This is a genomic window from Pectobacterium versatile (assembly GCF_003932035.1).
Taxonomy (GTDB): Bacteria; Pseudomonadota; Gammaproteobacteria; order Enterobacterales; family Enterobacteriaceae; genus Pectobacterium; species Pectobacterium versatile.
Genome location: NZ_CP034276.1, coordinates 1,973,282 through 1,986,234, shown reverse-complemented (window position 1 = coordinate 1,986,234; position 12,953 = coordinate 1,973,282). Strand labels below are relative to the sequence as shown.

The 12,953-nt window shown below is 50.9% G+C and carries 10 protein-coding genes; 4 read left to right on the top strand and 6 right to left on the bottom strand.

What is annotated here, in order from left to right; genetic code table 11:
- Positions 1-424 precede the first annotated feature (424 nt).
- The gene (locus EIP93_RS08985; protein ID WP_125232603.1) at positions 425-2,245 is read left to right on the top strand and encodes an anti-phage dCTP deaminase; all 1,821 of its coding nucleotides are present in this window, start codon (positions 425-427) and stop codon (positions 2,243-2,245) included.
- 69 nt (positions 2,246-2,314) lie between these two features.
- Here EIP93_RS08985 and dusC read toward each other — a convergent pair whose 3' ends face one another.
- Complete coding sequence (gene dusC / locus EIP93_RS08980) at positions 2,315-3,253, bottom strand: tRNA dihydrouridine(16) synthase DusC (RefSeq protein WP_125232602.1); 939 nt, start codon at positions 3,251-3,253, stop codon at positions 2,315-2,317.
- 212 nt (positions 3,254-3,465) lie between these two features.
- Between dusC and EIP93_RS08975 the strand changes: the two genes are divergently transcribed.
- Positions 3,466-4,137, top strand: coding sequence for an epoxyqueuosine reductase QueH (locus EIP93_RS08975; protein WP_103861020.1), 672 nt, complete (start codon positions 3,466-3,468; stop codon positions 4,135-4,137).
- Between the two features lie 272 nt (positions 4,138-4,409).
- Here EIP93_RS08975 and EIP93_RS08970 read toward each other — a convergent pair whose 3' ends face one another.
- On the bottom strand, positions 4,410-6,005 hold the full coding sequence (locus EIP93_RS08970) for an ABC transporter substrate-binding protein (RefSeq protein WP_125232601.1): 1,596 nt from the start codon (positions 6,003-6,005) through the stop codon (positions 4,410-4,412).
- 215 nt (positions 6,006-6,220) lie between these two features.
- On the opposite strand from EIP93_RS08970, the gene pepT reads away from it, so the two are divergent.
- Positions 6,221-7,450: a peptidase T gene (pepT, locus tag EIP93_RS08965; RefSeq protein ID WP_116585819.1), complete on the top strand. Its 1,230-nt coding sequence runs from the start codon at positions 6,221-6,223 to the stop codon at positions 7,448-7,450.
- A gap of 53 nt (positions 7,451-7,503) precedes the next feature.
- Here the strand turns inward: pepT and EIP93_RS08960 are convergent, their stop codons facing one another.
- Positions 7,504-8,376, bottom strand: coding sequence for a helix-turn-helix domain-containing protein (locus tag EIP93_RS08960; protein ID WP_125232600.1), 873 nt, complete (start codon positions 8,374-8,376; stop codon positions 7,504-7,506).
- Positions 8,377-8,491: 115 nt separating this feature from the next.
- Between EIP93_RS08960 and EIP93_RS08955 the strand changes: the two genes are divergently transcribed.
- Positions 8,492-9,391 (top strand): DMT family transporter, encoded by a 900-nt coding sequence (locus tag EIP93_RS08955; protein ID WP_125232599.1) that lies wholly within the window; start codon positions 8,492-8,494, stop codon positions 9,389-9,391.
- Positions 9,392-9,430: 39 nt separating this feature from the next.
- Here the strand turns inward: EIP93_RS08955 and rhlE are convergent, their stop codons facing one another.
- The 3 genes from rhlE to EIP93_RS08940 form a co-directional block, all read right to left on the bottom strand.
- A complete protein-coding gene (rhlE, locus tag EIP93_RS08950) occupies positions 9,431-10,861 on the bottom strand; it encodes an ATP-dependent RNA helicase RhlE (RefSeq protein WP_125232598.1) in 1,431 nt (476 codons plus the stop codon).
- Positions 10,862-11,297: 436 nt separating this feature from the next.
- The gene (locus tag EIP93_RS08945) at positions 11,298-12,107 is read right to left on the bottom strand and encodes an IucA/IucC family C-terminal-domain containing protein (protein ID WP_125232597.1); all 810 of its coding nucleotides are present in this window, start codon (positions 12,105-12,107) and stop codon (positions 11,298-11,300) included.
- The gene (locus tag EIP93_RS08940; RefSeq protein ID WP_125233325.1) at positions 12,097-12,948 is read right to left on the bottom strand and encodes an ABC transporter ATP-binding protein; all 852 of its coding nucleotides are present in this window, start codon (positions 12,946-12,948) and stop codon (positions 12,097-12,099) included. Before EIP93_RS08940 ends, EIP93_RS08945 begins: the two co-directional genes overlap by 11 nt.
- Between the last annotated feature and the right edge of the window lie 5 nt (positions 12,949-12,953).

Here is a 12,953-nt window from a genome sequence, read left to right as displayed (position 1 = left end):
AGGAAACCAAGAAGGGGAAATCCAGTGCGGGGAAACAGAGAACGGAAAAGCGGTGAGCGCCTATGGCTCACCAATCACACGGGCGATATCCGCCGAGGTCTTCAAGGTGCGGATCTCGCTGAATAATTCGGTGGCGTCGTCGTACTAAAAATTATCTAATATTATCCAATTATGTATAAAATACTTGTCACTTAATAAAAACACCTTAGATATCTTAAATTATTCGCAACAACATAACATTATTTTACTACATTATCATTCTTGTGATTTTTATTAAGCAGTCCATATCATAGTGCCATGCATAAGAGATTATTAGTTTATGCTTAAATAAAAATTTAAAATAACATTTCACATAAAAATATTTAATGTTATAAAAATATTTAACAAGACATAATTACGGCAATTATTTCAAAAAGGTAATATTATGGAAAAAATGATTAGTAAGCTATTTATGGAAAATAGTAAATTTATCTTAATTGGGCTAACAGGACGAACAGGCTCAGGATGTACTACTGCTGCTACAATACTGGAGTCAACAATGCCTGATTTTCCAGATTCAAACCAACTCAATGACTTTTACAAAAACTTAGATAAAAAACGCTATGAAATAACAAAAAATTACATATCTAAAAACTGGAATAAGTTTTACTCAATAAAAGTAAGCGATCTTATATCAGCTTATATTTTAAGTAAAGAAATAGGCGAAATTGAGAAGTTTATTTTTCTATCAGTCGGAAAGTTAAATTCAAGAATTACAAATAGAGAAATTAGAAACATGCTATCCACTGGAGTATTTTCCACATCAAGAATAAACTATGACACCATATCAAAAGGAAATAAAATTAAAGAAGGTGAGATTATTTATTATAGAGAAATATTGGAAAAAATAGTAAATCACAATGAAAACATTAACGAAATAATCAATAACAAAAGTTCATTCATTAAATTCATGAAATTAATCCGTGTCTTTACCAATAAATTCAAAAAAGAACTTAATAAATTACACCAAGGACTATATGTATCATTATATCAAAATGCAGGGAATTCAATAAGAAAGTGTGGCGATATAAATCACGAATACGAGGACGGAGCTTTCTATCCAGAAAACGTATTTCACTTACCAGAAACAATTAATCGAATCATAAAAATACTCAGATCAATAAATGATAAAACATTTATTGTGATTGATGCAATAAGAAACCCTTATGAGGTAAAATTTTTCCGTGATAGATATTCAGCATTTCATTTGGTTTCTATAAATGCTCAAGATAAAGATAGAAAAAAATATCTTCAAAATGTTCATAAATTCACAAGTGACCAATTAGAAGACCTAGACATTCGAGAATCAGGGAGAAAGTCAAATATAAACACATCAGAGGAAAATGCGCCTTATAAGGAGAAAAAAAAAGATGCTTACTTCGAATTCATATCGCAGAATGTAAAGCGATGCATTGAAATATCAGACATTCATTTATTTAACTCACGCAATGAACTTGAAAATCATAATATTTTAAAAGCTCAATTAGCTTGGTATATATCTTTAATGTTACACCCAGGATTAATAACACCTACAGCAATGGAAAGGGTAATGCAAATAGCCTTTACCGCTAAATTAAATTCAGGTTGCCTATCACGTCAGGTTGGTGCAGTTGTTACAGATAACAATAATTCCGTAAAAGCAATTGGATGGAATGATGTCGCTAAAGGACAAGTCCCATGTTCACTTAGATCATTAGACGGTGTTATCAATAATTTCGATAAAATCACTTACAGTGAATTTGAACGAAATGATAAAAAATTCAGAGAAAAAGCAAAAAACAAGCTTTTAATATTCAAAAGCAAAGGAGATAAAATATCAGGATACAATTTTAGTTATTGTTTTAAAACCTTAAAAAACAGTGTGGACTTAGATAAAAATCAGGTTCACACACGAGCATTACATGCTGAAGAAAATGCTTTCCTACAGATTTCAAAGTATGGGGGCATGGGTATTGAAGGCGGTAAATTGTATACTACAGCCAGTCCATGTGAGCTATGCGCAAAAAAAGCATATCAACTCGGAATAAAAGATATAGTATTCATTGATCCTTATCCAGGGATCGCAATTAGCCATATATTAAATATAGGAAGCACGAAGCCTAACTTGGTTCAGTTTAGAGGGGCAATAGGAAGAAGCTATCATAAAATATATGAACAAATAATGCCATATAAAGACGAACTAGACTTTCTTGGTGGCGTTAATTAATAACTACCCTTATCGGGGGGGGATAATTAACGCCCCCTCCATCAGCACTGGACATAGCCATTTTATACCTCACCATTTCTTATGATCAATCACACGGGCGATATCCGCCGAGGTCTTCAAGGTGCGGATCTCGCTGAATAATTCGGTGGCGTCGTCGTACTCTTTACGCAAGTAGCCGAGCCACTGTTTGATGCGTGCGACATGATACAATCCCGTGTCGCCCTGCTTTTCCAACTGTACATATTTTTGTAGCAGCAGCATGACCTCAGGCCATGGCATACGCGGTTCGTTATACTTAATCACGCGGCTCAGGTTCGGCACATTCAGCGCCCCCCGCCCGATCATCACCGCGTCGCAGCCCGTTGTCGCCATACAGTCCTGCGCGCTTTGCCAGTCCCAGATTTCACCGTTGGCGATCACCGGAATCCGCAGACGCTGGCGGATTTCTCCTATCGCCTGCCAGTTGATGCATTCGGCCTTGTAGCCGTCTTCCTTCGTACGTCCATGCACGGCCAGTTCGCTTGCGCCCGCCTGCTGTACCGCATCGGCAATCTCAAACTGGCGAGCGCCCGAATCCCAGCCCAGCCGGATTTTCACCGTGACCGGCAAATGTGCGGGCACCGCCTCACGCATCGCTTTTGCGCCTTGATAAATCAGCTCGGGATCTTTTAACAGCGTCGCCCCACCTCCGCTGCCGTTCACCAGCTTCGACGGGCAGCCACAGTTGAGATCGACGCCATACGAGCCCAGTTCTACCGCCCGCGCCGCATTTTCCGCCAGCCACTGTGGATATTGTCCCAGTAGCTGCACGCGCACCAGCGTACCCGACGGCGTGCGACTGGCATGGTGTAATTCCGGGCAAAGGCGATAAAAGGATTTAACCGGCAGGCACTGATCCACCACGCGTAAAAATTCGGTGATGCACAGGTCATAATCATTTACTTCAGTCAGCAGTTCTCGCACTAATGAGTCGAGAACCCCTTCCATCGGGGCAAGCAGAACACGCATAACGCTACTCGGTAACCATTCGATCGTTAATCACAGCCAGTCAGGCCAAAAAAAGCAGGCAATCTTAGGGGGTATTGTACGGGGAACGCAATGGGAAAGATAACGCTCGACGGGCCATGAGGTTGCCTCTTGTGAACATATCATCAATAATTCGTGACGAATTTGTGCCGACACCGTCCTTGCGGACCACAACGAAGTATGACGAGTCTATTATGTCGAATATCAAAACCGGCGCGCTGCAACGCCCACAGCTTTCTCTGCCGAATAATGCCGACAAGTTGCTGCTGCACTCCTGCTGTGCGCCCTGCTCGGGTGAAGTCATGGAAGCCATCACCGCTTCAGGCATCGACTACACCATTTTCTTTTATAACCCCAATATCCACCCGCAGCGTGAATACCTGATCCGTAAAGAAGAAAATATCCGTTTCGCCGAACAGCATAACGTGCCTTTCATCGACGCAGATTATGACTCGGATAACTGGTTTGAACGCGCCAAAGGAATGGAATGGGAACCTGAACGCGGCGTTCGCTGCACCATGTGTTTTGATATGCGTTTCGAGCGCACGGCGCTGTACGCCGCAGAAAATGGCTTTAGCGTCATTTCGAGTTCACTGGGGATTTCACGCTGGAAAAACATGCAGCAGATTACCGAGTGTGGGCATAACGCCGCACAGAAATATCCCGACGTCACCTACTGGGATTACAACTGGCGCAAAGGCGGTGGCTCGTCGCGCATGATCGAAATCAGCAAACGCGAACGTTTCTATCAACAGGAGTATTGCGGCTGCATTTATTCCCTGCGCGATTCCAATAAGCATCGCAAATCACAGGGGCGCGATATTATCCGCATTGGTAAGCTGTATTACGGCGATGAAACCGAGTAACCGCATCACACCAGAGTCCGTAGAGCGGTAGTAACGGATAGATCGTAAAGACGCTGTAAATACATCCCTGTACGCTCAGATTGCGCAGATATGAATCTCATCCCTGAGATTCACCCTTTCAGGGCCGTCGCTAGCGACGTTCAAAAACGTTCCTGACATTTTTGTCCATGGCGCAAACGCTTTACTCTTCTATTCCGTTACTCCCGTTTTTGTTCGACAAATAAGTTTGTCAACGGTCTGAGCCCAGCACACAGTACCGAACTTTCTGCATCTTACTTCTTCACATCGACCTGATAGAAAATATGCTTACCGAACGGGTCAACCTCATACCCGGTCACTTCCTTGCGCACCGGTTCAAAGATGGTGGAATGCGCAATCATGACGGCTGGAGCCTGATCGTGCATCATCTGCTGCGCCTGTTTGTACAGAGCAATACGCTGCTCGTGATCCTGTGAAGTGCGCGCTTCGATAATGATTTTATCAAACGGCGCATAACACCATTTTGCCGAGTTAGAACCACCGTTGGCTGCCGTACAGGTAAAGAGCGGCCCGAAGAAATTATCAGGATCGCCCGTCGCCGTTGTCCAGCCCATCAATGCCGCCTGATGTTCACCTCCTTTCACCCTTTTCAGGTATTCGCCCCACTCGAAGGTGACAATTTTGGCCTGCACACCGACTTTCGCCCAGTCCGCCTGAATCATCTCCGACATGCGGCGGGCGTTCGGGTTATACGGACGCTGCACCGGCATCGCCCACAGCTCAATGGCAGTGCCTTCCGCCAAACCCGCTTCTTTCAGTAACGCCTTCGCCTTCTCGGGATCGTAGTCATAATCTTTCAGGTCGCTATCAGCACTCCAGACACCTGGCGGCAGCAGGTTTTTCGCCGCCGTTCCGGTTCCCTGAAAAACGGCTTCGATAATCGCCGGCTTGTTAATCGCCATCGTTAACGCCTGCCGCACTTTCACATTATCCGTCGGTGCCTTCTGGGTATTGAACGACAGGAAGCCGGTGTTCAGTCCGGCCTTTTGCATCAGCACGATGTCCTTGTTTTCTTTCATGCGCGGCAGGTCGGCAGGATTAGGAAACGGCATCACCTGACACTCATTCTTTTCCAGCTTGGCGTACCGCACGGAGGCATCCGGCGTGATAGTGAAAATCAGCCGATCCAGCTTGGCCTTGCCTTCCCAATAAGCGGGGAACGCCTTAAACAGAATGCGAGAATCTTTCTGATACTGCGCTAACTCAAACGGTCCAGTGCCAATCGGATCCATATCCACGCGCTCCGGCGTCCCGGTTTTGAGCATCGCATCGGCATATTCCGCAGAGAGGATAGACGCGAAGTACCAGGCTAAATCAGCCAGAAACGGGGCTTCCGCATGGGAGAGCGTAAAGCGCACCGTGTGGTCATCCACTTTCTCGATGCTCTGGATCAGCGAGCCAAAGGACAAGCTTTCAAAATTAGCATAGGTCCCTTTCGAGACGCTGTGGTAAGGATGCTGCGGATCTTTTTGCCGCATGAAGGAGAAAATAACGTCGTCAGCGGTAAAATCACGCGACGGTTTGAAGTATTTATTGCTCTGGAATTTCACGCTTTTGCGCAAATGGAAGGTATAGATGCGCCCATCAGCGCTGATGTCCCAGCGTTCCGCCAGACTCGGCACCAGCTCCGTGGTGCCCACTTTGAAATCCACCAGACGGTTATAAATCGGTACGGCGCTGGCATCCACGCTGGTGCCCGAGGTGTAAAGCTGCGGGTTAAAGTTTTCCGGCGATCCTTCAGAGCAGTACACCAGCGTATTTGCCGAGGCCGCTGAAGCGACCGCCAGCGTCAACGCTGCCAGAGTCAATCGTATTCCTGCTTTTTTCATTCCAGTCCTCGCTTATTGTGTTATTCGTGTCCCATTTAGTGTTATTCGTGTCCCATTTAGTGTTATTCGTGTCCCATTTACTGCGTTGGCTTTCTGACTTCCGCTGTCTGAAATATAAAAATCATGACCATAAAATGACAAATAAAACCATCGAATGAAATAATTTCTACGTTAGGATAACTGTCATAGCTATCACTGAATAAAAAGGATTCGTTATGACAGACCGTTTGGCTCATCAGCTCAGCACGCGTTTTTACCGTTACCTCGCCGTCACCAGCCAAAGCGATGCCAGTTCGACAACATTGCCTAGCACGCCGGAACAGCATGAAATGGCGCGATTGCTGGCGGACGAGCTGCGTGTACTGGGCCTACAGGATGTGGTCATTGATGAGCACGCCACCGTGACGGCCGTGAAGCCGGGCAACTGTCCGTCCGCGCCGCGCATCGGTTTTATTACCCATATCGATACGGTTGACGTCGGCCTGTCGCCGCATATTCATCCGCAAACGTTGCGCTTTACCGGTGAAGACCTGTGTCTGAATGCCGAGCAGGACATCTGGCTGCGCACGGCGGAACACCCGGAAATTCTGCCGTATGTTGGGCAGGACATCATTTTTAGCGACGGCACCAGCGTACTCGGCGCGGACAACAAGGCTGCTGTTACCGTAGTGATGACGCTCATGGAGAACCTGACCGACGCGACGCCGCACGGCGATATCGTGGTGGCCTTCGTGCCGGATGAAGAGATTGGGCTGCGCGGTGCCAAAGCGCTCGATCTCAAACGCTTTGATGTCGATTTCGCCTACACCATCGACTGCTGTGAACTGGGTGAAGTGGTGTATGAGAACTTCAATGCGGCTTCCGCAGAAATTCGCTTTACCGGTGTGCCCGCGCACCCGATGTCGGCAAAAGGCGTGCTGGTTAACCCGTTGCTTATGGCACATGACTTTATCAGCCAGTTCGATCGCCAGCAGACGCCGGAGCACACGGAGGGACGCGAGGGCTATGTCTGGTTTAACGATCTGACAGCGAATGCCAATGAAGCGAAGCTCAAAGCGTCTATCCGCGATTTTGATTTAGCCACGTTTGAACAGCGGAAGCAGCAGATCGCCGCAATCGCAGAGAAGATTGCCGAGCAGTATCCGACTGGCAGCGTGACCTACACCCTCACCGATATCTACAGCAATATCAGCAACGCGATTACCGACGATCGCCGGGCCATCGACCTGCTGTTTGCCGCATTGGACACGCTGGACATTGAACCTAAAGTGACACCAATGCGTGGCGGCACGGACGGTGCGGCCCTGTCTGCCAAAGGGTTGCTAACGCCGAACTTCTTCACCGGCGCGCACAATTTCCACTCGCGCTTTGAATTTTTACCCGTACCATCGTTTGTAAAATCGTATGAAGTGGCGCTGAATTTATGCCTGCTGGCGGCGAAGTAATCGCGTCCAGAAAAGAGAAAGGCGGGCATTCGTCCGCCTCAGCAAAGCATCATCTACTTCTGCGCCAGCCGCAGCGCCGACGGCGTCAAGCCGTATTCCTTTTTGAATTGGTGGCTCAGGTGGCTGGCGGAACTGAACCCGCAGGCCAGCGCGATGTCCGTGATCGACAGCGTACCTTGCCGCACGAGCGCTTCGACACGGGCCAGCCGCTGTTTCAGGACATACTGATGCGGTGCCATCCCCACACTTTGGCGAAACATGCGCGCGAAGTGAAACTCGCTAAGCCCCGCTTCCGCCGCCAGCGCCTGTAGCGTCAGCGGTTGATCGAGATGTGCCTCAATTTGCATCTTGCTGCGCCGTAATACCGCTGGCGACAGCCCGCCACGCACCGTCGGCAATTCCCATTGCAATTGGGTGTAGCCACGCAGCACCTGAATCATCAACAGCGTCGCGGCGCTGCTAAGCACAAGCTGATTCGCCGAGTCGTCCCAGCGATTGCTGAGCAAAAATTGCCGATACAGCGACGTAATCAGCGGATCGCTGCCAAATATCCGCTCTTCTGTACAGATCGACGCGGGGCTACGATCCCAGGTTTGCTCGGCCAGTTGCCGCAGGTGCGCATCGTCAAAATACAGGTGAACAAAATTGAGATCGCCGCGGATATCCCAGGTCGACGAACTCTGCTTCGGCATCAGGCAGAAACGATCCGGCCCGCCGCCGTTATGCCAGCCGTCCGCTGTTTTATGATAGCTCTCATAGCCACCAGCGGTATAAAGACTGAGCGTATGGTGTTCGGTGTTTTCCATCGTGACACGATCGTGGCGGTTAAACCATGAAGCCAGCCGCACGCCGGAGGTCAGCTCGACGGTGTCGCGCAGCTCGGTTTTATGATGCAGCATGGTATCGAACGCTTTATAACGATGCATTGCTGCCTCCGTTTCTCACTTAACCGCAAGATTCTGTTATTCACCGCAAGGGGCTGAAAGCCCGCGACAAACGCACGCGCCATACTGCCGTCATGCACTCATGCGGAATCACTCAATGAATACGTTACTCTATTTTTCTGTCGTCCTGATTTGGGGTACGACCTGGATCGCAATTAGCCTGCAACAGGGCGAAGTCGCCGCCGAAGTGTCCGTTTTCTGGCGCTTTGCGCTGGCATCGGCCATCTTACTGACGTTTCTGGCGCTGACACGCCGCCTGCGCCCGCTTTCGCCACGCGCTCACCTACTGTGTATGGTACAAGGGCTGTGTGTATTCGGCGTCAACTTTCTCTGTTTTTACCACGCCATCGCCTGGATTTCGAGTGGATTAGAATCCATCATTTTCTCAATGGCGGTGCTATTTAACGCCTTTAACAGCCGTCTTTTCTTCGGGCAGCCGTTAACGCGCAACGTGGCGATCGCCACACCGCTAGGACTCATTGGTATCGTCGCGCTGTTTTGGCATGACCTGACGCAAATCGACGCGCAGCCCTATTTGCTGTGGGGCGTGGGATTGAGCATTCTGGGCACCTACTGCTTCTCGCTCGGCAATATGATTAGCGCTCAGCACCAGCGACAGGGCCGCGACGTACTGACGACCAACGGCTGGGGTATGGGATATGGTGCGCTATGGATGGGGCTGTTCAGCCTGATTCAGGGATATAGCTTCGCCCCAGAATACAACACCAGCTATCTGGGTTCACTGTTCTATCTGGCCATCTTTGGTTCAGTCATCGGCTTCGGTGCCTACTTCAGCCTGATCGGTCGCATCGGTGCCAGTCAGGCGGCTTACACCACGCTGCTCTTTCCGCTGGTGGCCCTGTCGATTTCGACGCTGTTTGAAGATTACCAGTGGCGGCCCAACGCGCTTATCGGCCTGTTGCTGATTCTGGCAGGTAACGCAGCGATGTTCTACCGCCCACGCCGTCCCGTTGCACAACCCGCAACAGCAAAATAACGTGATAAAAAAAGGGAGCCGCTGGGCTCCCTATCGATTTTACTTGTCCGCTGGCTTACTGCGGTTTTGCGGACGCGGCGCGCGGCGTTGGCCTTCGCCACTGCCCTTACCACTATTACCACCCCACGGGCTATCACTACTACCGCCCGCTTTACGCGGCTGGCGATTGCCATCGGCCGGACGGCGTTCGCCCTGACTCTGGCTGCGCTCGGACTGACCGCGTGGCGCGCCAGACTGTGCGCGAGGAGATGCGTTACGAGCACCGCCACCGCCACCGCCACGGTTGCCCTGACGGCCATTCACAATCGGCTCTGCCTTGATGGACGGATCCGGCTCGTAGCCTTCGATAGCGATACGTGGAATCTCACGCTTCAGCAAACGCTCGATGTCACGCAGCAGTTTGTGTTCATCCACACAGACCAGTGACAGCGCTTCACCCGTCGCTTCCGCACGACCGGTACGGCCGATACGGTGAACATAATCTTCCGGCACGTTTGGCAGCTCATAGTTCACCACGTGCGGCAGTTGGTCGATATCCAGACCACGCGCGGCGATATCCGTCGCAACCAGCACACGAATGCTGCCGTCTTTAAAGTTCGCCAGCGCACGAGTACGCGCACCCTGACTTTTATTACCGTGGATAGCCGCGGCAGTAATGCCGTCTTTTTCCAGCAGCTCAGCCAGGTGGTTAGCGCCGTGTTTGGTGCGGGTAAAGACCAGCACCTGCTGCCAGTTATTTTCACCAATCAACTGCGACAGCAGTTCACGCTTACGGCGCTTATCAACAAAATGCACGTGCTGCGTAACCAGTTCAGACGGTGTATTACGACGCACAACTTCAACCGACGCTGGATTAGTCAGCAGCTTGTTCGCCAGCGCTTTGATCTCATCAGAGAAGGTCGCGGAGAACAGCAGGTTTTGACGCTTAGCAGGCAGCTTCGCCAGTACGCGGCGAATGTCGTGAATGAAGCCCATATCCAGCATACGGTCTGCTTCATCCAGCACCAGAATTTCAATCTGTGACAGATCAACAGCGCGCTGATGCTCCAGATCGAGCAGACGTCCCGGTGTCGCCACCAGAATATCTACGCCGCCGCGCAATTTCATCATCTGTGGGTTAATGCTCACACCACCGAATACGACCAGTGAACGCAGGCTCAGATACTTGCTATACGACTTCACATTTTCATCAATCTGCGCAGCCAACTCACGGGTTGGCGTCAGGATCAGCGCGCGTACCGGACGGCGACCTTTCCCTTTGTGCTGCGCTTCACGGCTGGTCAGCAATTGCAATAACGGCAGCGTAAAGCCCGCTGTTTTGCCCGTACCGGTTTGCGCGCTGGCCATTAAATCGCGCCCTTCCAGCACGACAGGAATCGCCTGACGCTGAACAGGAGTAGGATCGCGATAACCCTGCTCGTCAATCGCGCGCAGAATATCGGCACTCAGGCCGAGAGAATCAAATGACATAAAGAGAACAACTCCAGATCCGCTCTGACCGGACAGTAGCCGGTGTAGTTTTCAGAGGGTCAGTAAGACGGGTTTGCTGAGCCGCTATATACGTAACAACTCACGTAACAATCTACGTAAACAACGACATACGCAACAACCACGGTGAACGAGCACAACTACGGTGCATGACTGCCGACGATTGTAGCAGAGATTCTATCCCCGTCATACTTCAAGCTGCATGTGCGCTTGCCGCCTGCCTGCAACTCGAATTATTTAGGGGATAACGACGGAAAGATTTTTATCTGTGAAAGTCCGTTTTTTTATGGCGAGCTTCCTGCCCGCCACCCTATGGGCCGTCGCAAGCGACGTTGAAAAACGTTCCCTACGTTTTTTTATGGCGAGCTTCCTGCCCGCCACCCTATGGGCCGTCGCAAGCGACGTTGAAAAACGTTCCCTACGTTTTTCTAGCGGGGCGCAGTAGTGGGCAGTTTTGGCAGTATTCCTGCGGCTGCGACGCCTTGTAATAAAAACAGCAGGTGCGGCGAAAACGCACGTCGCGAAAGCTCACCGAACGCCCCGCGACGGGAACCCGTGTTTTCGCACGAAAGAACGGTTTCAGCGGGTTGTCATCACAGCCAAAACGTTCGCCGGGCGCAGCCAGCAAGGCGTCGAAATCCTGCTGCACCTGTTGTGCCAGCGTCATTCTCGGCGAACATGCCGCCGCCGGATCGTCCCACTCAATGCGCTGCTCGTATAACGAAAACACCCGCACGGCGACGTTTTCCCACAGAATGCGCAGCGGCGCGCCCGACACCGTCGCCAGCGTATGCAAGATCGGCGACAGGTGTTGAGCAAACAGCGTGTCGAACAGGTTATCGCGCCACACGTCTCGTTGCCCCAGCTCCGGCTGGGACACCGTCAGATCGTAAAGCGGCATGGTCGACGTCCACAGGCGGTTGTGTCCGAATTCCAGCACGCTGTTATCCAGCGTCATGTTCAGCCCTTTGTTATACACCGACATGGCGTACAGGCTGGCGGCCGTGGTTAAGAACCCTATCCGCTTAGCCAGCAGCGAGGCAGTAATCTTGATCGATGGCGACAGCAACGGCGGCGTCAGCGTTTCCAGCAGCCAGCGGCAATACTCAGGATCCAGCACCCTACGGCTCGTGCAACTCTCCTGCCCTGCCCGCTGTGAGGCATCCGTTAATTGCAGCGTGCCGGAGAGCATCGCCCACTGCTGTGCCGTCAGGCGGTTAGCCGACATCGGCCACGTGCTCCGCCGCGTCACGTCCAAATGGAATGCACAGCGGCGTGCCGAAGAACGGATCGTCAATGATGCGGCAGTTCAGGTTAAACACCGTCTTTACCGTGGCTTCCGTGAGAATGTCGCGCGGATTGCCCTGCGCAAACACCGTCCGGTTATGTACCGCCACCATGTGATGCGCGTAGCGACACGCCAGATTCAAATCATGCAGCACCATAACAATAGTTTTGTGCTGCTGCGCGTTCAGTTCCCGCAACAAATCCAGCACTTCCATCTGATGCGCCAGATCGAGATAGGTCGTCGGTTCATCAAGCAGAACGATATCGGTATCCTGCGCCAGCGTCATCGCAATCCAGACACGCTGGCGCTGCCCGCCGGACAGCGAATCCACCGCACGATCCTTTAATGCCAGCACGCCGGTGCTGCGCAACGCCTGAAGCACTTTTTCTTCATCTGTTGCCGACCACTGCTTCAACCATGACTGATGCGGGTAGCGCCCCATTTTCACCAGCTGATACACCGTCAGACCTTCCGGCGCGGTCGGCGTTTGCGGAAGAATCGCCAGTGCCTTCGCCACCTCAACGGTGGACTGCCGATGAATATCCGCCCCGTTGACAATAATCGTCCCACTCGTGGGTTTCAGCAGGCGGGCAAACGACTTCAATAACGTGCTCTTGCCGCAGCCGTTGCTGCCCACCAGCACCGAAATTTTCCGGGCGGGCAGTGTGATATCCAGCGCATCAATCACGACCTGTTTTTCGTAACTCAGCGTCAGCGACTGGCTGGCAATCGCCTCTCGGTCAGTTGGGGGGACGTGTGTTGGCAACACATTCTCTAGCATCATCT